Origin of the sequence: Thiopseudomonas alkaliphila, from assembly GCF_001267175.1 — a bacterium.
Classification (GTDB): domain Bacteria; phylum Pseudomonadota; class Gammaproteobacteria; order Pseudomonadales; family Pseudomonadaceae; genus Oblitimonas; species Oblitimonas alkaliphila.
This window is the reverse complement of the sequence record NZ_CP012358.1, coordinates 1,835,817-1,859,379: the sequence shown is the minus strand read 5'-3', so window position 1 is coordinate 1,859,379 and position 23,563 is coordinate 1,835,817. Positions and strand designations below refer to the sequence as shown.

Here is a 23,563-nt window from a genome sequence, read left to right as displayed (position 1 = left end):
TGTTTCTCCTTAATTTATCAACCATGCGCTTACTGTGTTATAGACTAGGCCCCGTTCTGGATAATTCCATCCACGTTAGGCTGTTTTTTAGTTACACTAGCGCGCAAATATTTTTAATTGTTTTACAGGTAGAACATGGCCCACTCTGGCACGTTATATATTGTTTCAGCCCCCTCCGGTGCAGGAAAAACCAGTTTAGTTAAAGCGCTATTAGATAGCACTGCCGAAGTGAGCGTTTCAGTATCACACACTACCCGTGCCATGCGCCCTGGCGAGCAGGATGGGGTAAACTATCACTTTACTTCAGTGGCTGAGTTTACTGCGATGCTAAAGCGTGGCGAATTTTTAGAGCACGCCGAAGTATTTGGCAACTGGTATGGCACCTCCCAAATCTGGGTAGAGCAAACTTTAGCCGCTGGCCAAGATTTAATTCTCGAAATTGACTGGCAAGGCGCTCAGCAAGTTAGGCGGTTAATGCCCCAAGCAAAATCTATTTTTATTTTGCCTCCGACCCGCCAAGCATTACTGCAGCGGTTACGTAATCGCGGACAAGATGATGAGTCTATTATTCAACGGCGAATGGATGAAGCGACTAGCGAAATGAGTCATTACGTAGAGTATGACTACGTTATCGTTAACGATGACTTTGCCACTGCGTTAGAAGATTTAAAAGCGATTTTACGCGCCAATCATCTGACTCAAGCGCCACAAACTGCACGGCACATGGCATTATTTAAAGACTTACTACGCCACGACGGATAATCCGTAGCCTGTGCTGCAGGCTAACAGCTTGCAGCACAGGTCTGTAACCCGCTATTCAGTACGTTGAAACTTTAAATCCCACACCCCGTGGCCTAGCTTGTGCCCACGGCGTTCAAACTTAGTCACTGGGCGTTCAGCTGGGCGCTCGACCCAATTACCGCTACTCGATAAGTTTTGATAGCCAGCTGCCACCTGCATTACCTCAAGCATATATTCAGCATACGGCTCCCAGTCGGTGGCCATATGAAACACACCTCCTACTTTTAGCTTGCTGCGCACCAGTTGAGCAAACTCAGGCTGCACAATGCGACGCTTATGATGTCGTGCTTTATGCCAAGGGTCGGGGAAAAATAGTAATAAACGATCCAAGCTAGCATCAGGAATACACTGTTTTAACACTTCAATTGCATCTTCCTGATACACCCGCACATTCGATAAATTCTGGCTCAATAAACCGCTGAGTAACGAGCCAACTCCTGGGCGGTGCACTTCAATCCCAATAAAATCTTGCTCAGGTGCAGCAGCAGCCATTTCAACCAGCGAATGTCCCATACCAAAACCAATTTCTAAGGTACAGGGCGCTTGGCGCTCAAACACCTGTGCTGGATTAATCGCTCCGTCACTGATTTTTAGTCCAAACTTGGGTAATCCTTCATCCAGCCCCCGTTGCTGGCCCGGAGTCATGCGCCCTGCACGCATCACAAAACTCTTAATTTCACGGCGCACAGAAGGCGCAGCTGCATCAGTCATGTTCAACCTATGTATAAAAAGGCCGAGGCACCTGCCTCGGCAACTAATAAATCAACCGCTCACCCATCGCTTAGTTAATTAAGCCTTCCAAGGGTGAAGAAGCACTGGCATAGAGTTTTTTGGGCATTCTGCCAGCCAAATAAGCCAAGCGCCCGGCCTCAATTCCATACTTCATTGCCTCAGCCATTAAGACCGGTTGCTCAGCCAAAGCAATGGCACTATTCATTAACACGGCGGAGCAGCCCATCTCCATCGCAATGACGGCATCCGAAGCGGTACCCACCCCTGCATCAACTAAGACTGGAACCTTCGCTTCTTCTAAAATAATTCGCAGATTATAGGGGTTACAAATCCCTAACCCAGTGCCAATTAAGCCTGCTAACGGCATAACTGCAATGCAGCCAATAGCTTCTAATTCACGGGCAATAATCGGGTCATCACTGGTGTACACCATCACCTCAAAACCTTCATCAACCAAGGTTTTAGCCGCTTTTAAGGTTTCTACTACGTTGGGAAATAAGGTTTTATCATCGGCTAAAATTTCTAGCTTAACCAAACGATGATCGCCTAAAAGCTCCCGCGCTAAACGGCACGTACGAATCGCTTCTTCGGCGTTATAGCAGCCTGCCGTATTAGGCAAAATGGTGTAACGATCGGGAGAAATCACATCCAGCAAGTTGGGCTCATTGGCTGACTGACCAATATTTGTGCGGCGCACTGCAACCGTCACAATTTCTGCACCAGAGGCCTCAATCGCGGCTCGGGTTTCCTCTAAATCCTTATACTTACCTGTACCGACCAATAAACGTGAGTTATAGGTTTTACCCGCTAAAGTCAGCGGTGTATCAAGGCGAGAGTGCGTCATATAGGCATCCTAATAAGGAGTAAGAGAATTTAATCGACAAAGTGCAGCGCACGACTAACCGCCACCAATAGCTTGTACTACCTCGACCTGATCATTGGCTTGCAGCACCGTAGTGGCATGCTGGCTACGGGGCACAATCTCAAGATTCACCTCAACGGCGACTCGGCGCTCAGTTAACTCAAGAGCTATCAATAAGTCCGCAATGCTCGTGCCCTCAGATACAGTGTAAGGCTCACCATTTAGCTGAATAACCATTAATCGTCACGCTCCTTTGCAAGCTGAACATTTTAACGAGATTAGGCTGTAAGCACCAAGCTTATCAACGCAAAAAAAAACTAGTTTACCATTGTTAGCCAACGGTTTTTTTACCCATTAGCCGCACACTACTTACGCCTAAACAGAGCCAGCCCAACATGAGCAATAACCCACCTAAAGGCGTGACTAAGCCTAATTTTAACGGAGTTAAAACCAACAAATATAAGCTGCCAGAAAACAGCACAACCCCGAGCACAATAAAACAGGCCGCAGCGCTTAACCAAGCATTGCGCTGTGATATTGCGGCCAAGCCAATTGCGACTAATACCAGCGCATGCAATAGCTGATACTGCACACCGGTTTGAAAAACGGCTAACGCACTGGCTGTTAACTCTGAACGCAAGCCATGGGCTGCAAAAGCGCCCAAGCCAACGCCGGTTAATCCCAGTACACTGGCTATTAATAGTATTAATGGGTACATCGTTCGGTGCTCCTAGTTCAGCTAACATAATACCTTGGGTCGCCATCGGCAGCCGTAGGCCAGAGGTAAGGTAACAAAAACATGTTCAAAAAAATCAGCCGCTGGCTATTCTTAGCTAGCCTTGCAGTGATGGGTTTAAGTATTTTAAGCGTACTTAGCGTGCGCTGGATGAATCCACCTTTCAGTATGTTGATGCTCGAACGCAAGCTGAGCGCCATTACCCAAGGCCAAAGTTATGCATTAAATTATCAGTGGCGTGATTTTGACAGCTTTCCTGATCATCTCAAACTCTCGATCATTGCCGCTGAAGATCAACGCTTTGCTCAACATCGTGGTTTTGATCTAACTGCCATTAAAGCAGCTTATCGCCATAATAAAACCGCAGCTACAGTCCGCGGCGCTAGCACCCTAACCCAGCAAGTAGCAAAAAACTTATTTCTGTGGTCATCGCGCAGCTGGTTAAGAAAAGCGTTAGAAGCTTGGTTCACCCTATGGATCGAGCTATTTTGGAATAAAGAACGTATTTTAACGGTGTATCTCAATATTGCTGAATGGGGACCTGGCGTGTTTGGCGCAGAAGCGGCCGCTCAGTATTATTTTCAACACCCAGCACCCTATCTTAATCCTCAACAGTCGGCGTTATTAGCCGCTAGCCTACCCAGCCCTTTAACTCGTCGGCCGGATCAACCAACGGTGCAAATGTTAAATTCAGCACGCTGGATTCAACAGCAAATTCGTCAACTGGGCGGCAGTCATTATTTAAATCGGCTTAAACCTAAACCCTCCCAAAATCTAGCCGCTAACGTATGGCAACGCCTGCAGGAACAACTCTCCAACATTAACCGAATCCCTGAAGAGCTCTAGCGTCCCCTAGTTATAAAAAGTTAAAGCCGGTTGCCCTAACTGCTCAAGTTGCAAGGTGAGACTCTGTAATTGCTCGTACCAATACTGCTCTTGAGCAAACCAAGGAAAACTATGAGGAAAAGCAGGGTCTTGCCAACGCTGGGCTAGCCAGGCACTGTAGTTGAGCATTCTCAAGGTGCGTAAACTTTCAATCAAATGCAACTGCGTAGTCGGAAAGCGCTGAAACTCTTGGTAGCCTTCAATTAACTCATTAATTTGCAGAGTTTGTTCTTGCCTATCACCTGCTAGCATCATCCACAAATCCTGCACTGCTGGCCCCATTTTGCAGTCGTCAAAATCCACCACAAAAAAGCCTGAATCACGATATAACAAGTTTCCCGGATGACAGTCACCATGAATTCGGATCGCCTGATAGGGATACTGCTGAAAAATCTGCCCGACTTTTTCCAGTAACTGCTGGCAAAGTAGGTTCCAATCCTTAGCTAAATTGGTTGGCAAAAAACCACTTTGCAAAATTTGCTGGGCGGCCTCGAGGCCATAATGCGCGACTGTCAGCTCACGGCGATAGCGAAAGGTTTGGCTACTGCCAAGCGCATGTAAGCGTCCCACTAATTGACCTAAACGGTACAGCTGATCTAAGTTACCCGGCTCAGGAGCATAACCTCCTTGCCGAGGAAAGAGCGCAAAATAAAAACCAGCGTATTCAAATAAACTCTGCCCCTGTACTGTTAACGGCTGCACTACTGGAATGTCATGCGCCGCTAAGTCTTGGGTAAACTGATGCTCCTCCAAAAGCTGCTGGCGCGTCCAGCGATTGGGCCGATAAAACTTAGCAATCAGCGGTGCGGCCTCTTCAAGCCCCACCTGATAAACACGGTTTTCATAACTGTTTAGTGGATAAATACGGGCATCACTGTAAAAGCCTAACTGCTCAACAGCAGCTAGAACTACCTCAGGGGTTAATGCAGCAAATGGATGACTAGACATAGCGGCTCCTTTTTTTGCAGTGTACCTGAACTTAGCCTCAGCACCGTGCTTTAGGCGGTCAATTGCCGCAGGGGTTTGCGCTGCTAGTGAATAAATAAGATGATAGCGCCTCACATTCCTGAGGATAAGGTTTGTCATGCCCTACATTATTAAAGGTCGAGCGCTTAGCGTTAGTCTAATCGCCATTGTGCTAGCTGCGGTTTTAGGCTTAGTCATCGCTAAACTCTTACCTAGCCCCACTGCTCCTGCGGTCAAATTTCAACAAGCTGGCATCATTCAGTTTCCCAAGGCGCGGCAACTGCCTGCTATCAGCCTGCAAGGCAGTGATGGCCAAACCTACCAAGCCGATCAGTTTAAAGGTAAGTGGCACCTAGTTTTTTTTGGTTATACCTTCTGTCCTGACATTTGCCCAACTACCTTGGCTGAGCTGAAACGGATAAAAAGCCAATTACCTCAAGAAATCCAAGCTCAAATCCAAATTTTAATGATAAGTGTTGATCCAGATCGGGATACACCAGAGCAATTAAAGGCATATCTACACTACTTTGATCCATCGTTTTTAGGACTCACCGGCGCGATTGAGGATATTCAATTATTAAGTAATGCCACTAGCATTCCGTTTATCCCAGGCGATACCAGTAAACCCCATTACACCGTGGATCACAGTGGCAACCTAGCCTTAATTAATCCTCAAGGAGAACAGCTAGGAGTGATCCGTGCTCCGCTGAATATCTCAGGACTAGTTGAGTCATTGCCGCATTTGATTGATTAACCGCAGTCTGGGTTTAGACCGCTGGCTGCATGAGCAAAACGGCTGACCCTGATACTTATAAAGCCGTTGTACTACTGCGCTTTTGATGAGCGATAACTAGGAAAACTAAAAATGAAAAAAATCTTACTTTCTGCCGTTTTAATTGGGGGAGCGTTCAGTGCTCAAATTGCACTGGCAGCTGATGCTGAAGAGTTATTTAAAACCAAAGCCTGCGTTGCTTGCCATACAGTTGAAACTAAACTGGTGGGGCCAGCATTGAAAGAAGTAGCAGCTAGCGGAAAAGATGCAGCCACTTTAGCCGCAAGCATTAAAAATGGTAGCCAAGGCAGCTACGGCCCGATTCCTATGCCGCCAAATAACGTTACCGAAGACGAAGCCAACACCTTAGCCGAGTGGGTCTTAAGCCACAAATAAGCTTAGCTAGATACGCCTGATGCTGATTATTCATTGCATCAGGCGTTTTTATCAATGCTTACGCAAGCACTAAAATCGCTTCAATTTCTACCAGTGACCCCTTAGGTAGAGCCGCCACACCTACGGCTGCACGCGCAGGATAAGGGGCTGTAAAGTAGCGCGCCATCACTTCATTTAAAGTGGCAAAATTTGCCAAATCGGTCAGCGAGATATTCAGCTTAACTGCATCAGCTAAAGAGCCGCCAGCAGCTTTCGCCACCGCTGCTAAATTTTCAAAGACTTGCACAGCTTGCGGTTCAAACTCACTAGAAACTAATTCCATAGTTTGCGGATCAAGCGGAATCTGCCCCGACATATACACCGTATTTCCTACTTTCACCGCTTGTGAGTAAGTACCAATGGCGGCCGGTGCTTGTGGGCTACTAATAATTTCTTTGCTCATGGATGCCTCGATCTGCTGTTGTTATAAAAAGAAAAAGGCAAGCCAAGCTTGCCTTTACTAGAACCTTAGGTTCGCGCGCGAGTAATTCTGCTCACCCCATTTAGCGTACGTAATTTACGGATAACCTGAGCTAAATGAACACGATCGCGCACACTAACTCCTAACTGCACCACACTCATCCGGCCATCGCGCTCATCAACACTGATTTTCTCAATATTGGCATCCGCTTCACTGATAGAACCTGCAAGTAAGGCTATCAATCCGCGCTGATGCGCCAGCTCAATGCGCAGCTCCACATTAAACTCACCCTCAATATCTTTAGCCCAAGTTAAGGGAATACATTTTTCAGGGTTTTGTCTAAATTCGGCAATATTTTTACAGGTTTCACGGTGTACCACCATGCCTTTACCTGCAGATAAGTGACCAACAATCGGATCACCTGGAATCGGCGTACAACAACGGGCGTAACTGAGAACCAAGCCTTCAGTGCCACGAATAGCCAAGGGCCCTTCTGCAGCCAATGGATGTTGATCACTGCCTTCCTCGGCCAACAAACGTAAAGCCACTACGTGTGCAGTGCGATTACCTAAACCAATATCTTCCAGCAAATCGTCTAATTCCGCTTGCTGATATTCAGCCAATAAGGTGTCGATACGGGTGCTGGAAATTTGCTCAAAGGTGGCCGATAAGTTATCTAAGGCCTTATTTAGCAAACGCTTACCTAGGCTCACCGATTCTGAACGGCGTTGATGCTTTAAGGCATGACGAATATGGGTACGGGCTTTACCAGTCACCACAAAGTTTAGCCACGAAGGGCTAGGCCGCGTATTAGCAGCGGTAATAATTTCAACCGTTGCGCCACTTTCTAAAGCTTGGGATAAGGGCGCTAAGCGGCGATTAATCCGGCACGCGACACAGGTATTACCAATATCAGTATGCACTGCGTAAGCAAAGTCGACCGCGGTGGAGCCTTTAGGTAGCTCCATAATTCGTCCTTTAGGGGTAAAGACATACACCTCATCGGGGAATAAATCGATTTTGACGTTTTCAATAAATTCTAACGAGTCACCGGCACTTTGCTGTAGCTCTAGCAAGCCTTTGACCCAGCGCCGAGCCCGTGCATGGTTATTGCGGGGCATATCCTCTTCACTAGATTTATACAGCCAGTGCGCCGCAATCCCATTATTGGCTAGCTCTTCCATTTCATTGGTACGAATTTGAATTTCAATCGGCACCCCATGCAAACCAAACAAGGTGGTGTGCAGTGACTGGTAACCGTTAGCCTTAGGAATCGCGATATAGTCTTTAAAGCGGCCAGGAATCGGCTTATACAAATTATGCACCGCGCCCAATACGCGATAGCAGGTATCCACCTTATCTACCACAATGCGAAATGCGTAGACATCCATGATGTCGTTAAAGGCTTTGCGCTTGCCGCGCATCTTGCGATAAATGCTATAGAGGTGCTTTTCGCGACCACTGACTTCACCGGCAATCTCTTCGCGAGCGAGGCAGTCGGTGATCGATTGCTGAATTTGATTGACAAGCTCTTTACGATTCCCCCGAGCCTTACGCACCGCCACTTGAATCCGTTCGGCACGCATTGGATGCATGGCTTTGAAGCCTAAGTCTTCAAACTCAGCATAAATTCGATTCATGCCTAAGCGATTGGCAATTGGCGCATAAATCTCAAGGGTTTCTTTAGCGATACGGCGGCGCTTTTCAGCATTTAGCGCGCCTAAAGTGCGCATATTATGCAAACGGTCCGCCAGCTTAACCAAGATCACCCGAATATCACGGGCCATGGCCATCGCCATCTTCTGAAAATTTTCTGCTTGAGCTTCAGCTTTAGTGCCAAAGTTCATTTGCGTCAGTTTAGTAACGCCATCCACCAGTTCTGCTACGTTTTCGCCAAACTGTGCAGTAATTGCTTCTTTAGGAATGCCAGTATCTTCAATCACATCATGTAACATCGCTGCCATCAGGCTTTGATGATCCATGTGCATATCAGCTAACACCCGCGCCACTGCCAAAGGATGGGTGATGTAGTGCTCACCACTACTGCGTAGCTGCCCGTCATGGGCTTGCTCGGCGTAGTAGTAAGCACGACGCACCAAGTTAACTTGGTCGGGATTTAAATAGGTTGCAAGTTGCTGTGCAAGACGTTCTACGGCAGGCATAACACCCCCCTTACGATTAACTGACTCGCAACCTTACTGCCCATAAATTAACGTTCAGTGTCAAAGGCAGCAAAAATAGGCTGTTCGTCCATCATGGCCTCTTCTGCAGCCACAATCTCTTTATCCACTAAGCCTTCGGCAATTTCACGTAAAGCTAATACTGTCGGCTTATCATTTTCTAAAGGCACCTTTGGCTCTTGGCCGCCTGTAGCTAATTGACGTGCACGTTTACTGGCTAACATCACCAGTTCAAAACGGTTATCAACATTTTCAAGGCAATCTTCAACTGTTACGCGGGCCATAGTGTTCCTCTTAAATTATACAAACGGCGCTCAAGTATAAGCACACAAGGCGCCTAGTCTAAAAAATAACCGTCGACAAAGGAAGAGCTAAGCGGCTTTCGCCGCGCTTAGCTGTGTATTATTTGTGGTTATTCTGCGGTTTTCTTAGCTAACTTAGGATTGGGAAAAAACTGCAGTGCCTGACTACTAGGCGCCGGCTTAACCGTGGCCTGACTAGACACACGGGTTGGCAGCTCTTTCGGTATCGCATTACCTTGGGCATTCAGCGTATCCCCGTAGCCGCAGTGCACACAGTCACGATGCTGTACGCCCTGCTCTTGCCACATTCTTACACCATCTTGCACTTCACAGGCTGGGCATACTGCGCCAGCAATAAAGCGCTTTACTACTGAAGTTGTCATGCTGGTTCCGTTGTTAATTCTCATCAAGCGGCTTGGGTAGTTAAACCACTGTGACGCAATAATGCATCAATTGAAGGTTTACGACCACGGAAATCAACAAACAAATCCATCGGCGCTAAGGAGCCACCACGGGCTAAAATCGCTTGGCGGAAAGCTCGGCCAGTGGCTGGGTTTAAAATACCTTCTTCTTCAAAACGTGAGAAAGCATCGGCTGATAACACCTCAGCCCATTTGTAACTGTAATAACCTGCCGCATAACCGCCGGCAAAAATATGGGCAAAGCTATTAGCAAAACGGTTCCAAGCGGGCGGAACACTAACGGCAACCTGCTCGCGCACTTGATTTAACACCTCTAGCACACTACGGCCATCACCGTGGGTTGCGTGCAGTTCAAAATCAAATAACGAAAACTCCAACTGGCGCACCATCATTAAACCGGAGTGGAAGTTTTTCGCCGCCAGCATCTTATCCAGTAAGGCTTTAGGTAAAGCTTCGCCGGTTTGGTAATGGGCAGAAATCAGCGCTAAGCCCTCGGGCTCCCAGCACCAGTTTTCCATAAATTGGCTAGGTAACTCGACCGCATCCCACGCCACGCCGTTAATTCCAGAAACGCCAGAGAACTCAATCTCTGTCAGCATATGGTGCAGCCCATGACCAAACTCGTGGAACAAGGTGGTGACTTCATCATGGGTTAGCAGCGCCGGTTGGCCTTCTACCGCTGGCGTAAAGTTACACACCAAATTGGCCACTGGGGTGATGAGCTCGCCTTGGGCATTGCGGTACTGATCACGGGCGCCATCCATCCAGGCGCCACCGCGCTTATTCGCCCGCGCATACAAGTCAAAAAAGAAACGCCCTAAACGCTGGCCATTTTCTTGAATCTCAAACAAGCGAACTTCTGGGTGCCAGCGATCAAAGTCCGTGACTTCTTGAATCTCAATTCCAAACAACCGCTGAACAATCTCAAACATGCCATTAAGCACGGTATCAATTGGAAAGTACGCGCGCAGTTCTTCTTGGCTGATGCTGTACTTTTGCTGGCGCAGTTTTTCGCTGTAATAGCTCATATCCCATACTTGAAATTCAGCGCAGCCTTGCTCTTGGGCAAAGGCTTTCAGCTCGGCTAGATCTTGCTTGGCAAAGGGTAAACTACGGCTGGCTAAGTCGTGCAGAAAATCCAGCACTTGCTGATTGGTTTCCGCCATTTTGGTCGCCAACGACAGCTCACTGTAATTGGCAAAACCTAATAATTTGGCCAGTTCTGCGCGTAACGTCAGAATTTGCTCCATCACTGGGCCGTTATCAAACTGTCCGGCATTAGGCCCTTGATCAGAAGCACGAGTAGCGTAGGCTCGATAAATTTCCTCACGCAACTGGCGATTATCGGCATAGGTAATCACCGCATAGTAGCTAGGAAATTCTAGGGTAATTAACCAACCGTCTAAGTTTTTAGCTTTCGCCGCTTCCGCCATCTGGGCTTTGGCTGAGTCGGTGATGCCGGCTAGCTCAGCTTCATCGGTAATGTGCTTGGTCCAGGCTTGGGTAGCATCCAGCAGCTGGTTAGCGAACTGGCTGGTCAGCTCGGAGAGCTGCATTTGTATCTCACCATAACGGTGTTGCTGCTCTGTGGGTAAATCAATTCCCGACAAATGAAAGTCACGTAGTTCATTTTGTAAAATAGTGCTTTGCGCTTGGGCAAACTCACTCGCCGCTGGACTCTTAGCTAGGGCTTGATAGGCCTCAAAAAGCTGTTTATTTTGCCCAAGCTCCGTCGAGAACTCTGATAACAAGGGTAAGCAGGCTTCATAGGCGGCACGCAACTCAGGATTATTGCATACCGCATTTAAATGGCTCACCGGACTCCACGCCCGATTTAGCCTTGCCCCTAACTCATCCATCGGCTGAATTAACGATTCCCAAGTAGGCTGTTGCTGCGGCAACAACTTAGCAATGGCCTGACGACTCTCGGCTAAAATCTGCTCAATCGCTGGCTGCACATGCTCTGGACGAATCTGTGAGTATGGGGGTAAATCAAAGTCTTGAAGTAATGGGTTAAGCTCTGTAGTCATAATCTCTGCCTTAAAATAATTCATGCTGTACTGGATCGTTTTACGCTGTGCTACGCCCAGTTACAGGTTTAATCGTTAACTAGTGTACCCCGTTAGGAGAAGCCATATGCCTTTGCGTTCATTTCAAAATTGTACTCCTCGCTTAGGCCAGCGGGTGATGATTGATCCCAGTGCCGTAGTGATTGGCGATGTTCACTTAGGAGACGATTGCTCGGTCTGGCCCATGGCAGTGATTCGAGGGGATATGCACAGTATACGTATAGGCAAAGGCTGCAGTATTCAAGATGGCAGTGTATTGCATATCACCCATGCGGGCCCTTTTACCGGTGCAGGACAGCCGTTAATCATTGGCGATTACGTGACCATTGGCCATCAAGCCCTACTCCATGGCTGTCGTATTGGCAATCAGGTACTAATTGGGATGAATGCAACGGTGATGGATGGTGCGATCCTTGAAGATCAATTGATTTTAGCTGCCGGAAGTCTAGTGCCACCGAATAAACGCTTAGCCAGCGGTTTTGTTTATAAAGGTAATACAGCTCAAGCGGTACGCGCCCTTACCGAGCAAGAATACGCTTTTTTACAGTACACAGCGCAGAACTACGTGAACTTAAAAGATCAGTACCTTGCTGAAGCCCATCAGGAAAATAGTTCGCCTTGAATCGCCCAAAAATCTGACGCTTTGTTAAGCTAGCACTATTTATTAGCAGGCTAATCTTATGCAAGCGCCACTCTCAACCAAACAAGGCTATTTATTAGGTCTGTTGGCTTATGTGTTATGGGGGTTATTCCCCTTATTTTTCAAAAATCTCGAAGCAGTACCCGCCATTGAAGTCATTGCTCACCGTGTGTTGTGGTCGGCAATTGGTGCAGGGCTACTGTTACTGATATGGAAACATCCACACTGGTGGCAAGAATTGCGCCAGCATCCTAAACGGATTGGTGTGCTGGCTTTATCTGGGCTGTTAATTGCCTGTAACTGGTTGCTGTATGTATGGGCGGTTAACCATGATCGTATGGTTGAAGCCAGCCTCGGTTATTACATTAATCCCTTGGTCAACGTGCTGTTAGGCATGCTGTTTTTAGGCGAGCGTCTGCGTAAAACAGAGTGGTTTGCCATGGGCTTTGCAGCACTCGGTGTGGCTATTCAAGTCTGGCAACTAGGCGCCTTGCCTTGGGTATCGTTAGTGCTGGCCTTTAGCTTTGGCTTTTATGGCTTATTACGTAAGCAAGCACCGGTCGATGCGCTACCAGGACTGGCAATTGAGACGTGGTTGTTAATTCCTATTACCTTGGCTTGGTTGGTGTTTTACCCGAATAGCACCCACCAAGGGCTAAGCTTTTTTAGCCAAGCAGAAACCTTTTGGCTGATTGCCGCAGGGCCAGTGACCTTGATTCCATTGATCTGTTTTAACATGGCTGCCCGCACTATTCCCTATGCATCGCTGGCATTTTTGCAGTACATTGCGCCAACTTTAGTTTTGCTCCAAGCCATCTTTATCTATAACGAGCAATTTTCTACTACCTCAATGCTGGCCTTTGGTTGTATCTGGGTAGCCTTAGTGATTTACAGTTTTGATTTATGGCGTACCTTTAAACGCAATCAGCGCGCCCTTGCCCCAGCCAAAAAGTAAACTCGCATAGCACTTAGTAGGAGTCGTCCATGCCTATTGCGCCCCCAGCCCTCACTTACCGCTGCCACCAATGTCAGTGGCAGCAAACCGTACAGCCGTAATCAGATGCTGTAATTGAAGGCCATACCGTGTTTTCTAAGTGCCCAAAATGTGGCAATCCACAGCTTAGCACCGAGCGCGCTAATCCTCTGGCTAAGCTGTGGGGTAAGCTGTTTCAGCGTTAACTTAATGCAGCGCTGCCTGTACCGCTTTTAAGGCCGCGCTAAAATAGGCTTGACCACTGGCTGACTGAGCAAAAGCCAAGTATTGCTCTAACTCTTCGTCACTTAAGTCTCGATAAACCAAGGCTAACGTATTATCTAAATCTTGATTCATTTGCTGAACTAGATGTTGCCGCTGTGAACCCAGTAAATCATTAGTCTGGGCTGAGCTAAATACCCCAGGAATCATCTGGGTTAAGCTACTAGCGGCTACACTACTTAGCGCCAGCGCCACTTCGGCTCCCGCCTCGGCAAAAGGAATATGCTCACCTAGCTGGCGCAATACTAGCTGACGCGAAACTTCTAATGGCTGCTTGGGAATTCCTTGTTGATATTGACGTAAGGTGGACGGTGATGTCGCCGTGGTTTCAGCTGCCACTACTTTACGCCCTAACGGACTACTAAAAAATGCTAATGCCGGATCTGCCTGAGTAAGTTGACTGCGCAGTGTATTAAGCGCTTGCTGGCGTAACTTATCAGGCGCAAAGCGCTGATTACTATTTTCTAACAAAGCCTGATAAACCACCTCGGGTAAACTGCCCTTAAAGCCTTGCTGCGTATGCTGTAAAGCTTGGGTAAAATGCGTGCGCTGTTGTGCCCAGCCCGCCTGTTGATAGAGTTGCTCCACAGTGTCGGCCAAGGCTGAACTGCTCATTAAACCACCTAGCGTTAGTACCAGTGCGCGCCACGACTGAGTCCAGCTAGATGTTAAGCGTAAAGTTGAAAAAGGTTGCATCATTAATTAAATACCTACGAGAGAACCCAATGAATACTGTTGCGCCCCACCCTTTATTTATTCGAGTTGCCGATGACTTAGCCAGCCATGGTTGGTCGCAACAAAATGTATTTATGCCGGTTGATCTGACCACTGAACTGGCCAAAGAGTGCCAACGCTTTGCACAAACGGCTGACTTCTCAGCTGAATTTTCACTGCAAAGCAATCAGAGTCCCGCTATAGCGCGCTACCTAGCAATTATGCACAAGCTGCAGCAGACCTTTAGTCAGCACCTTGCACTATCGCTGACTCATTACCACAGCTATTTTTGCTGCAGACCAAGCTCAGCACCTGCCCTTTCACTCCCTAGCGCACCGACAGCGGCTATCAATAGCGTGTTATTACTCAATGATGGCTGGTTACCAGAGTTTGCTGGTGAGCTACGCTTACACTTATCCGCACAACGCAGCCATGATATTCAACCTCGGGCAGGAACATTAGTGTTTTTTAAGGCAGAACTTTCCAGCGAGCTATTAGCTGCCACTCGGCAACATTTATCTATCCTTGGCTCGTTTAATACTTGACCTTCACCTCATGGGAAGCTTTATCCTGAACCCCATGATCAGTTAAGGAGTTTCCCATGAACGCAGCATCTGTTCCCTTTACCCTTTTGGTTAATGGCATGAGTTGCGCCTCCTGCGTGGGACGCATCGAACGTAAGTTATCCACACTGCCTGGTGTTACCTCAGTTAATGCCAATCTCGTTACCCAAGAAGTCACCGTCACGGCTAAGCCACTGGTGCCTGCCGAGCAAATTATCCACACCTTAAAGCAATTAGGCTTTGAACCTAAACCTGCACAGTTGGAACTTGCGATTGAGGGAATGAGTTGCGCCTCCTGTGTGCGCCGCATTGAAAACGCCTTATTGGCAGTACCAGGTGTGATTCACGCCAATGTTAATTTAGCCACCCAACAAGCCCAGGTCAGTACCGGACAGGTCGCTGTGGATAAGTTAATTCAAGCCATTGAGCAAAAAGGCTTTAGCGCACAGGTGCTCACCGCTGATGCTTCAATCACCGCAACTCACCAGCAACAACAGCTGCAAACCAGTACTCAGCTACAGCACCTCAAACAGCAATTATGGTTGGCGCTGACCTTTGCTGTGCCGCTGTTTATTCTGGAAATGGGCGGACATCTCATACCATCCTTTGCTAAGTGGCTTGATCAAAATATAGGGCAATCGACACTCTGGCTTATTCAAGGATTATTAGCCGCGGCTGCCCTTTTGCTTCCTGGACGTCAGCTACTTAAGCAAGGCTGGCAAGCCCTGTGGCGCTTATCACCGGATATGAACTCCTTAGTCGCCTTGGGTACTAGTGCTGCCTTTGGCTATTCCCTAGTGGCTACGTTTTTCCCACAGCTGTTACCCGGCGGTACAGTGAATGTGTATTACGAAGCGGTCGGAGTCATTATTGCTCTGATTATCTTAGGTCGCTTCTTAGAAGCTAAAGCCAAAAGTAATACTTCAGCAGCGATCCAAGGCTTAGTTCAGCTGCAGCCTAAAACCGCCTGGCTGATCCAAGCCGATGGCCAGCAAAGCCAGTGTCCTATTGAACAAGTACAGCTGGGTGATCAGCTAGCGATTCGCCCTGGCGAGCGGATTCCCTTAGATGGCCTAGTCTTAACTGGTACTAGTTTTGTTGACGAATCAATGCTCAGTGGCGAGCCCATTCCGGTAGCTAAAGCTCAGGGTGATAGCTTAATGAGTGGCACGGTGAATCAGGCTGGGCATTTAACTATGCAGGTGCAGCAAACCACTGAACATACAGTACTGGCGCAAATTATTCGGCTGGTCGAGCATGCTCAAGGGGCTAAACTGCCCATTCAAGACTTAGTTAATAAAGTTACCGCGTGGTTTGTACCGGCAGTTATGCTCGCAGCCTTGCTAACCTTTTTCGCTTGGCTGATCTTTGCTCCAGCCAGTGCCCTAAGTTTAGCCTTAGTTAATGCCGTTGCGGTCTTAATCATTGCCTGTCCTTGCGCCATGGGATTGGCGACCCCCACTTCAATTATGGTCGGCACAGGTCGCGCTGCGCAGCTCGGCGTCTTATTTCGCCAAGGGATTGCGTTGCAAAGCCTACAACAGACTCAAGTGGTGGCGGTGGATAAAACCGGTACCCTAACCGAAGGTAAACCGACCTTAACAGACTTAATCCCCAGCCCAGGCTTTAGCGCAGATCAGCTATTGCAATGGCTGGCCTCAGTTGAGCAGTCCTCAGAACATCCGGTTGCGCAAGCCATTGTGCAGGCGGCGCAGGCGCAACAACTAGAATTACTAGCCATTACAGATTTTCAGTCCTTAACCGGCTTGGGTATTAGCGCCACAATTGAGCAACACGCTATTGTAATTGGTGCTGACCGCTTAATGCGGCAACAAAACATTTCCCTTGATTCTTTTTCTGAGCAAGCTACAGCCCTCGCCAATCAAGGAAAAACGCCTATGTATGTGGCGGTTGATAATCAGTTAGCTGGATTATTTGCCGTAGCTGACCCGATTAAATCTAGCACCCCGGTAGCTATCAACAGCCTGCATCAAAAAGGCTTAAAAGTAGCCATGATTACTGGCGATAACCAACATACGGCTCAGGCCATAGCCAAACAGCTAGGGATTGATCAAGTGATTGCTGAAGTTATGCCGGCAGAAAAAGTCGCAGCGGTACAACAACTCCAGCAACAATACGGCCCAGTAGCTTATGTCGGTGATGGCATCAATGATGCGCCAGCCCTCGCCACCGCGGAAGTTGGGATTGCCATTGGCACGGGTACGGATATTGCCATTGAGGCGGCCGATGTGGTGCTAATGTCAGGTCAGTTAACTGGGGTCGTTAATGCGCTACAAATTTCAGCTGCTACGCTGCGTAATATTAAACAAAACTTATTTTGGGCATTTGCCTATAACACCGCCCTGATTCCTGTGGCTGCGGGTGTGCTTTACCCGATCAATGGCACCTTGTTATCCCCCATATTTGCCGCAGGGGCGATGGCCTTCTCGAGTATTTTTGTAATTACTAATGCACTGCGTTTACGCAGTTTTCAGCCCAAACTCGCGGGCTAATTAATGGAGAGCCAAATGAAAACCATTGGTGCCGCAGCTAAAGCATCGGGCATTAGCCGTAAAATGATTCGTTACTACGAACAGATTGGCCTACTGCCAGCGCCCTCACGCAACGAGTCTGGTTATCGTTATTACTCAGCGGCAGCAATTGAGCAACTGTGCTTTATTAAGCAGGCTCGAGAATTAGGCTTTTCTCTACCCCGTATCCAGCAACTACTGAGCCTCTGGCAAAACAGTCAGCGGCACAGTGCTGATGTAAAGGCCATTGCCGAGCAATATATTGAGGAGTTAGAGCAATCCATCGAACAATTACAAAGCATGCGCCAAAAACTATTAAACTTAACTGAGCAATGCCACGGGGATCAGCACCCAGAATGCCCGATTATTAATAACTTGGCGCTTAAGCCAAATTAATCACTGTGCTTAGTATCTGCAACCAACTGCTCAAACCGATCAAGCTGGCGCTGCAGCCGCTGTTTATCTTCATCGACCAATAACACCGCATTTGCGCGCTTTACGACCATTTTGGCGTGACCATAAGCAACTGCTTGATACAGTGCTGGCGCGGTTTCCGCTAAGTGCCGCAATGATTTTTGCAGAGTAATATCCACTTCAATCAAAGCGGCTCCATCACGCGCAATCGGAGTAAAAAAATCATCAAAAAAATCTTCTACCGTAGCCTGCCCGCAATAAATTTGTGTGCAGTTCTTACGTACGGGTAAGTCGAGTCTATCTTGGCGCTCGTTAGCATATTTAGCGAGCAAACGTGTACCTCGGCTAATAACATCAATCGCTGTACCAGGATCATTAACCGCCGGTGATAAAGCCCGTGATGCAACCTCAGATAACGCACACAAACCAAAACGTGGATCTTGCTCGTAAGAGCGCTGAATATCTAACGCAAATGCATTCGCCACTAACTGCTGCTCTTTTGCCGATAAGCCCACTGTTTTAGCAAGTACAGTGCTAGGCAAGCAAAAATTGCCCGGCAAAACTAAGCAATAGATATATTTATCCGGTTGATTACAAATTGCCCCTAAAGCGTCCATATCGATGTACTGCACATAGCCTGCTTTAGGTGAGTAAATCTGCTCGGCTGTAGCCGAAATAACTGGCGCTTGGCTAAGAGGTAAAGCGCCTAAATACGGCATTTTAGCGTGTTTCTCTAAAGCAGCTTCAGTGACTTTTTCAACGCGACTGGTGGTCTCTCCTAAGCGCCCAAACTTGGTGAGATGATTAATCCAGCGTAATAAGTTATACACCACAAAACACAGGACGCAGAGCGTGGCAATAAACAGCACCACCTTACTGCGTTCACCATAAATGCCCATGTTCAGTGCAATAATCCCCACCACACTGAATAAAAATGAGCCAACAAAGCTAGAAAGTACATTTTGCGTAGTGGCATCCTGCACTAATAGCTGAGTAGCCCGAGGTGTAGCCCCACCGCTGGCTGAACTATAAGCACCAATCATAGTGCTTAAAGAAAAGGTGGTCACAGCTAACATGCTTGAAGATAAGATATTCAAAATCTTATCCACAGACTCACTACCAAACTTACCTGCCAATGAATCGGGTACATAATCGTTTAGCCATAACGCCAGCAAAGCCGTTGCAACACCTAGTAATGAGTACAAGGTCGCCCGTACCCAAATTTCTTTTAGTAGATTTTTTAGCGACCATTTCAGGTGGGCTTTCATTAACTTACCTCCAAGTTACACACAGCTTTATCACATACCGAAACAAACTATTTATTACCAATCACCTCTGACCATGCAAATAAAAAATCCATCCTTTTTTATTACCTTAGCCTGATAAATATCAATTCCCTAAACCCTGTGCACAACTGAGCCTAAACATTTTGCACCAGGCTGTGCATAACCTTTAGTTTTTTTAAGCTGTGCATAAGCTGACATCTTACCCACAGCTTACACTCACCACTTGCACCTGTTGAGAAGCTGTTTTCAGCACAGTTGAAAATCCAATAAATTACTGATTTTTAAAAGATTATTTACTTTATACATTTTTTATCGGAACCTAATAACAACAATAAAAATAATCTTTAAAAACTTTATTTATCTATTTTTATTATGTTAATCAGTGAATTCATTATTTTTTGCTCGTTAAGGTTTCAGGCAAAATGCCACTAATTCTTATGAGCTGGGCAAATTTTAATCACTAGAGAATTGACCTTAGCCGCTGCTTTCAATAGAATCGCCTGTCTATTTAAATCGGGGACCACTTCGGGACCCATTTGCCCAAAGAAGTCACCAGGTAACAAAACTATGAAACGTACATTCCAACCAAGTGTTATTAAACGTGCTCGTAACCACGGTTTCCGTGCTCGTATGGCTACTAAAAGCGGTCGTGCAATTCTTGCTCGTCGTCGTGCTAAAGGCCGTAAGCGTTTAAGCGCTTAATCCTATTCATCGGATTTATCGGTGAGTTTCTGTTTTGAAAAAGACAAGCGTCTTTTAAAGCCTAGTCAATTCAAAGCAGTTTTCGATAAGGCTGATAACAAGGTTTCAGATAAAACTATTCTGATTCTTGTGCGCTATAACCAACTCAGTCATGCCCGACTTGGGTTGGTTATAGGCAAAAAAAACGTAAAACTAGCTGTTGAACGAAATCGTTTAAAACGTCAGATACGTGAATCTTTCCGTCATCATCAGGCTAAGCTTGCAGGCTTAGATTTAGTGGTGATTGCAAGAAAAGGTGCTGCTGATTTAGAGAATATTGAGTTGAACAAGCAATTCGATAAGCTTTGGCAACGCTTACTGCGTAGAACACAAGCCAGTATTGAGCAATCACCATGAAAAAACTGGTGTTATTGCCTATTCGTTTTTATCAATATGCCATTAGCCCTATGATGGCCAGCCATTGCCGCTTTTATCCTAGTTGTTCACATTATGCTGTTGAAGCAATAGAACAACATGGAATTATTCGCGGTGGATGGTTATCGGCACGTCGTCTTGGACGTTGCCATCCTTGGAACGCTGGCGGTTATGACCCAGTTCCTCCACCCAGTTCATCTTCTACGGCCAAGTAATCATGGATATCCAACGCACGGTATTACTCGTTGCACTAGCCATTGTGTCTTATGTGATGGTATTAAAGTGGAACGAAGACTACGGACACGAACAGTTACCCACAGACATTGCTCAAGTCACTCAGCAGCATGCTGATGTGCCTAGCATTGCCGCTGTGGATAACGAAGACTTACCGGTTATTGCACAAGGTCAAACTGCAGACTCTGCCGTTGCTCCTAGCGATTTACCTAGCACCACCGAAGCTAATTCTCAGCAATTGATTCGTGTCCAAACGGATGTGATGTCGCTGGCAATTAACCCTGTCGGTGGCGATATTGTTGAGCTAAAGCTTTTACAGTATCCGCGCAGCACTAAAAATCCTGAGGTTCCTTTTCAGTTATTCACTGATAACCAACAGCACCTGTATGTGGCGCAAAGTGGTTTAGCCGGTGCCAATGGACCTGATGCGCGCGCCGAAGGACGTCCACTTTATCGTGCAGCTCAGACTGATTACCGTCTAACAGAACAACAAGAACAGTTACAGGTTGATCTGTTATTCAGTGAACAAGGGGTTAATTACACCAAGCGTTTTACCTTTCATCGTGGTTTAGATGCAAGTTGTTCCGCTACGCAAATTGAGCAACGCCGCGTAGAATGCGTCAATCAGCAGGCGTATCAAATTGATGTGGCCTACATTGTGGATAACCAAAGCCAAAGCACTTGGCAAGGTAATCTCTTTGCACAATTAAAACGTGATGACTCGGGTGATCCTTCATCTGCAGGCGCTGCTAGTACCGCAACCTATATTGGTGCGGCTATGTGGACCCCAGATGAGCCTTACAAAAAGATGTCCATGGGTAAAATGGACGACAAGCGTTTTGCTGAAAAAGTACAAGGTGGCTGGATTGCGTGGTTGCAGCACTACTTTGTTACTGCTTGGGTAGCTGATTCAAATCAGAGCAATAACTATTTAACCCGTAAAGATAGTCAGGGTAATTATATTGTTGGCTATACTGCCGATGCAGTTAATATTGCGCCAGGTCAGCAACAAAGCTTAACGGCTACCTTGTATGCGGGGCCTAAAATTCAGTCGCATCTGAAAAAGTTATCCCCAGGTTTAGAGTTAACCGTTGACTATGGTTTCCTTTGGTTTATCGCTCAGCCGATTTTCTGGTTACTGAGTTTAATCCACAGTCTTTTAGGGAACTGGGGCTGGTCAATTATTATGTTGACGGTGCTAATTAAACTGGCGTTCTTCCCATTATCAGCCGCCAGCTATCGCTCAATGGCACGGATGCGCGCAGTTGCACCAAAGATGCAAGCATTAAAAGAAAAGTATGGTGATGACCGTCAAAAGTTATCCCAAGGCATGATGGAGCTGTATAAAAAAGAAAAGATCAACCCATTGGGTGGATGCTTGCCTATTTTATTGCAGATGCCGGTTTTCTTAGCCTTGTATTGGGTGTTACTCGAAAGCGTAGAGATGCGCCAAGCGCCTTGGATGTTCTGGCTAACCGACTTATCCAGTAAAGACCCCTACTTTATTCTGCCAATCATTATGGGCGCCAGCATGTTTATTCAGCAAATGCTGAACCCAACACCGCCGGACCCAATGCAGGCTAAAGTGATGAAGTTACTGCCAATTATCTTTACCTTCTTCTTCCTGTGGTTCCCTGCAGGTCTGGTACTGTACTGGGTAGTTAACAACATTCTCTCAATTGCGCAGCAGTGGTACATTACGCGCAAAATTGAGAAAGCCGCTGCTGCTAGTGCTTAAGCAGGACGGATAATAAAAAACGCTCCTCTTGTGGAGCGTTTTTTTATTGCAACCCATATAATTTTGCCGTAAGCCGCTTTTGTTATAGGTATCCTATGCGTCATCATAAAGACACCATTGCCGCCATCGCTACTGCCCAAGGCCGTGGAGGCGTTGGAATTATTCGTTTATCCGGTCCTAATGCCAGACAGATTGGTGAGCAAATCACCCAGCGCCAGCTGAATCCGCGCTATGCCCACTACGGCCCATTTTTTGATCAGCAACAGCACCCGCTAGATCAAGGGCTGAGCTTATTCTTCCCCAATCCGCACTCCTTTACTGGTGAAGATGTGGTGGAGTTACAAGGCCACGGCGGGCCTGTGGTGTTAGATATGCTGCTGAAATTGTGTATTGCCTTGGGCGCGCGGTTAGCCAATCCAGGCGAGTTTAGTGAGCGGGCGTTTTTAAATGACAAGCTTGATCTTGCCCAGGCTGAAGCCATTGCTGACCTAATTGAAGCAAGCTCTGAGCAGGCAGCGCGTAATGCCTTGCGTTCATTACAAGGGGAGTTTTCCAAACGAGTGCATGGGCTCACCGAGCAATTAATTGCCCTGCGAATTCATGTGGAAGCGGCGATTGATTTTCCTGAAGAGGAGATCGACTTTTTAGCCGATGGCCATATTCAGCAGTTATTAGAAAAAGTGCAGGCTGAACTAATCGCCGTACAACAAGAAGCAGGTCAAGGTGCCTTGCTACGCGATGGCATGAATGTTGTGATTGCTGGCCGCCCGAATGCCGGTAAATCCAGCTTATTAAATGCCCTGGCAGGTTATGAGGCAGCCATTGTTACAGATATAGCCGGTACTACACGGGATGTGTTGAAGGAGCATATTCATCTGGATGGCATGCCGTTACATATTACGGATACGGCGGGCTTACGTACTACTGCTGATCAGGTAGAGCAAATTGGGGTTAAACGCGCCCTGCAAGCGATTGATCAAGCGGATCGGATTTTATTAGTGGTTGATTCTACCGCCGCCGAGGCCGCCGATCCTTTTGCCTTGTGGCCAGAGTTTTTAGAGCAGGCGCCCGCTATGGATAAGGTGACACTGATCCAAAATAAAATCGACTTATCTGCAGGCTGCGTTGAAGAAGTACGCAGCGCTGATGGCCATGTCAGCATTAACTTATCAGCCAAATCAGGCGCTGGCGTTGATTTACTGCGTGAACACTTAAAAACCTGCATGGGTTATAGCCAGACTGCAGAAAGCACTTTTAGTGCACGTCGGCGTCACTTAGCAGCATTAGAGCAAGCTCAGCAGCATTTAGCCCATGGTTATCAGCAATTAATCCATGCTAGTGCTGGTGAGTTATTAGCTGAGGATTTACGACAGGCACAGCAAGCATTAGGGGAAATTACCGGCGAATTTAGTGCTGACGACTTATTGGGAAGAATTTTTTCTAGTTTTTGTATCGGTAAATAGCTCAATCAAGCATTTAAAGCCAATCC

General features: G+C 47.1%; 26 protein-coding genes. 14 read left to right on the top strand and 12 right to left on the bottom strand.

Translation table 11 applies throughout. The features are described 5' to 3' along the window. The first annotated feature begins 135 nt into the window (after window positions 1-135). On the top strand, window positions 136-762 hold the full coding sequence (gene gmk / locus AKN87_RS08970; RefSeq protein ID WP_053103204.1) for a guanylate kinase: 627 nt from the start codon (window positions 136-138) through the stop codon (window positions 760-762). 51 nt (window positions 763-813) lie between these two features. Here gmk and trmB read toward each other — a convergent pair whose 3' ends face one another. From trmB to AKN87_RS08950, 4 genes are all read right to left on the bottom strand, one after another. Then, a complete protein-coding gene (gene trmB, locus AKN87_RS08965) occupies window positions 814-1,512 on the bottom strand; it encodes a tRNA (guanosine(46)-N7)-methyltransferase TrmB (RefSeq protein ID WP_053100816.1) in 699 nt (232 codons plus the stop codon). A 70-nt stretch (window positions 1,513-1,582) separates the two neighbouring features. Continuing rightward, entirely contained in the window at window positions 1,583-2,377 is a 795-nt protein-coding gene (locus AKN87_RS08960; RefSeq protein ID WP_053100815.1) for a thiazole synthase, read from the bottom strand. 54 nt (window positions 2,378-2,431) lie between these two features. Next, entirely contained in the window at window positions 2,432-2,632 is a 201-nt protein-coding gene (gene thiS, locus AKN87_RS08955) for a sulfur carrier protein ThiS (RefSeq protein WP_053100814.1), read from the bottom strand. Window positions 2,633-2,726: 94 nt separating this feature from the next. Beyond that, complete coding sequence (locus AKN87_RS08950) at window positions 2,727-3,113, bottom strand: DUF423 domain-containing protein (protein ID WP_053103203.1); 387 nt, start codon at window positions 3,111-3,113, stop codon at window positions 2,727-2,729. 81 nt (window positions 3,114-3,194) lie between these two features. Here AKN87_RS08950 and mtgA point away from each other — a divergent pair, with 81 nt between their 5' ends. Next, window positions 3,195-3,977 carry a monofunctional biosynthetic peptidoglycan transglycosylase gene (mtgA, locus tag AKN87_RS08945; protein WP_064496077.1) on the top strand — a complete coding sequence of 261 codons (783 nt, stop codon included), beginning with the start codon at window positions 3,195-3,197 and terminating at the stop codon, window positions 3,975-3,977. A 6-nt stretch (window positions 3,978-3,983) separates the two neighbouring features. Here the strand turns inward: mtgA and AKN87_RS08940 are convergent, their stop codons facing one another. After that, window positions 3,984-4,964, bottom strand: a complete 981-nt coding sequence (locus tag AKN87_RS08940; RefSeq protein WP_053103202.1) for a serine/threonine protein kinase — start codon at window positions 4,962-4,964, stop codon at window positions 3,984-3,986. 136 nt (window positions 4,965-5,100) lie between these two features. Between AKN87_RS08940 and AKN87_RS08935 the strand changes: the two genes are divergently transcribed. Together AKN87_RS08935 and AKN87_RS08930 are read left to right on the top strand one after the other, a co-directional pair. Beyond that, complete coding sequence (locus AKN87_RS08935; protein WP_053103201.1) at window positions 5,101-5,736, top strand: SCO family protein; 636 nt, start codon at window positions 5,101-5,103, stop codon at window positions 5,734-5,736. Between the two features lie 111 nt (window positions 5,737-5,847). Next, complete coding sequence (locus AKN87_RS08930; protein ID WP_053100810.1) at window positions 5,848-6,150, top strand: c-type cytochrome; 303 nt, start codon at window positions 5,848-5,850, stop codon at window positions 6,148-6,150. Window positions 6,151-6,208: 58 nt separating this feature from the next. Here the strand turns inward: AKN87_RS08930 and AKN87_RS08925 are convergent, their stop codons facing one another. The 5 genes from AKN87_RS08925 to prlC form a co-directional block, all read right to left on the bottom strand. Then, a complete protein-coding gene (locus AKN87_RS08925) occupies window positions 6,209-6,592 on the bottom strand; it encodes a RidA family protein (protein WP_053100809.1) in 384 nt (127 codons plus the stop codon). A 65-nt stretch (window positions 6,593-6,657) separates the two neighbouring features. After that, on the bottom strand, window positions 6,658-8,772 hold the full coding sequence (gene spoT, locus AKN87_RS08920; protein WP_053103200.1) for a bifunctional GTP diphosphokinase/guanosine-3',5'-bis pyrophosphate 3'-pyrophosphohydrolase: 2,115 nt from the start codon (window positions 8,770-8,772) through the stop codon (window positions 6,658-6,660). Window positions 8,773-8,819: 47 nt separating this feature from the next. After that, window positions 8,820-9,074, bottom strand: coding sequence for a DNA-directed RNA polymerase subunit omega (gene rpoZ / locus AKN87_RS08915; protein ID WP_053103199.1), 255 nt, complete (start codon window positions 9,072-9,074; stop codon window positions 8,820-8,822). Window positions 9,075-9,202: 128 nt separating this feature from the next. Then, complete coding sequence (locus AKN87_RS08910) at window positions 9,203-9,475, bottom strand: YheV family putative zinc ribbon protein (protein ID WP_053101951.1); 273 nt, start codon at window positions 9,473-9,475, stop codon at window positions 9,203-9,205. A gap of 23 nt (window positions 9,476-9,498) precedes the next feature. Further along, window positions 9,499-11,544: an oligopeptidase A gene (gene prlC, locus AKN87_RS08905; RefSeq protein WP_053103198.1), complete on the bottom strand. Its 2,046-nt coding sequence runs from the start codon at window positions 11,542-11,544 to the stop codon at window positions 9,499-9,501. Between the two features lie 106 nt (window positions 11,545-11,650). Between prlC and AKN87_RS08900 the strand changes: the two genes are divergently transcribed. Then, complete coding sequence (locus tag AKN87_RS08900) at window positions 11,651-12,205, top strand: gamma carbonic anhydrase family protein (RefSeq protein WP_053103197.1); 555 nt, start codon at window positions 11,651-11,653, stop codon at window positions 12,203-12,205. A 58-nt stretch (window positions 12,206-12,263) separates the two neighbouring features. Next, window positions 12,264-13,178 (top strand): EamA family transporter RarD, encoded by a 915-nt coding sequence (gene rarD / locus AKN87_RS08895; protein ID WP_053100804.1) that lies wholly within the window; start codon window positions 12,264-12,266, stop codon window positions 13,176-13,178. A gap of 225 nt (window positions 13,179-13,403) precedes the next feature. Here the strand turns inward: rarD and AKN87_RS08890 are convergent, their stop codons facing one another. Next, the gene (locus AKN87_RS08890) at window positions 13,404-14,177 is read right to left on the bottom strand and encodes a DUF2059 domain-containing protein (protein ID WP_331454190.1); all 774 of its coding nucleotides are present in this window, start codon (window positions 14,175-14,177) and stop codon (window positions 13,404-13,406) included. A 26-nt stretch (window positions 14,178-14,203) separates the two neighbouring features. Here AKN87_RS08890 and AKN87_RS08885 point away from each other — a divergent pair, with 26 nt between their 5' ends. From AKN87_RS08885 to cueR, 3 genes are read left to right on the top strand one after another with little or no spacing between them, the layout of a single operon-like run. Beyond that, window positions 14,204-14,737, top strand: a complete 534-nt coding sequence (locus AKN87_RS08885) for a 2OG-Fe(II) oxygenase (RefSeq protein ID WP_053103196.1) — start codon at window positions 14,204-14,206, stop codon at window positions 14,735-14,737. Window positions 14,738-14,793: 56 nt separating this feature from the next. After that, on the top strand, window positions 14,794-17,268 hold the full coding sequence (locus tag AKN87_RS08880; RefSeq protein WP_053103195.1) for a heavy metal translocating P-type ATPase: 2,475 nt from the start codon (window positions 14,794-14,796) through the stop codon (window positions 17,266-17,268). A gap of 15 nt (window positions 17,269-17,283) precedes the next feature. Then, the gene (gene cueR / locus AKN87_RS08875) at window positions 17,284-17,682 is read left to right on the top strand and encodes a Cu(I)-responsive transcriptional regulator (RefSeq protein ID WP_053103194.1); all 399 of its coding nucleotides are present in this window, start codon (window positions 17,284-17,286) and stop codon (window positions 17,680-17,682) included. On the opposite strand, the gene AKN87_RS08870 is transcribed toward cueR, so the two are convergent. Then, window positions 17,679-18,968 carry a DUF2254 domain-containing protein gene (locus tag AKN87_RS08870; protein ID WP_053103193.1) on the bottom strand — a complete coding sequence of 430 codons (1,290 nt, stop codon included), beginning with the start codon at window positions 18,966-18,968 and terminating at the stop codon, window positions 17,679-17,681. The genes cueR and AKN87_RS08870 overlap by 4 nt on opposite strands. A gap of 585 nt (window positions 18,969-19,553) precedes the next feature. On the opposite strand from AKN87_RS08870, the gene rpmH reads away from it, so the two are divergent. The 5 genes from rpmH (at window position 19,554) to mnmE (ending at window position 23,537) form a co-directional block, all read left to right on the top strand. Further along, complete coding sequence (gene rpmH / locus AKN87_RS08865; protein WP_053100778.1) at window positions 19,554-19,688, top strand: 50S ribosomal protein L34; 135 nt, start codon at window positions 19,554-19,556, stop codon at window positions 19,686-19,688. Between the two features lie 21 nt (window positions 19,689-19,709). Further along, window positions 19,710-20,084 (top strand): ribonuclease P protein component, encoded by a 375-nt coding sequence (gene rnpA / locus AKN87_RS08860; protein WP_053100777.1) that lies wholly within the window; start codon window positions 19,710-19,712, stop codon window positions 20,082-20,084. Continuing rightward, window positions 20,081-20,317, top strand: a complete 237-nt coding sequence (gene yidD, locus AKN87_RS08855) for a membrane protein insertion efficiency factor YidD (RefSeq protein WP_053100776.1) — start codon at window positions 20,081-20,083, stop codon at window positions 20,315-20,317. The genes rnpA and yidD overlap by 4 nt, the downstream gene beginning before the upstream one ends. A 2-nt stretch (window positions 20,318-20,319) precedes the next feature. After that, complete coding sequence (yidC, locus tag AKN87_RS08850) at window positions 20,320-22,074, top strand: membrane protein insertase YidC (RefSeq protein ID WP_053103192.1); 1,755 nt, start codon at window positions 20,320-20,322, stop codon at window positions 22,072-22,074. A 95-nt stretch (window positions 22,075-22,169) separates the two neighbouring features. Beyond that, on the top strand, window positions 22,170-23,537 hold the full coding sequence (gene mnmE, locus AKN87_RS08845) for a tRNA uridine-5-carboxymethylaminomethyl(34) synthesis GTPase MnmE (protein WP_053100774.1): 1,368 nt from the start codon (window positions 22,170-22,172) through the stop codon (window positions 23,535-23,537). Window positions 23,538-23,563 lie beyond the last annotated feature (26 nt).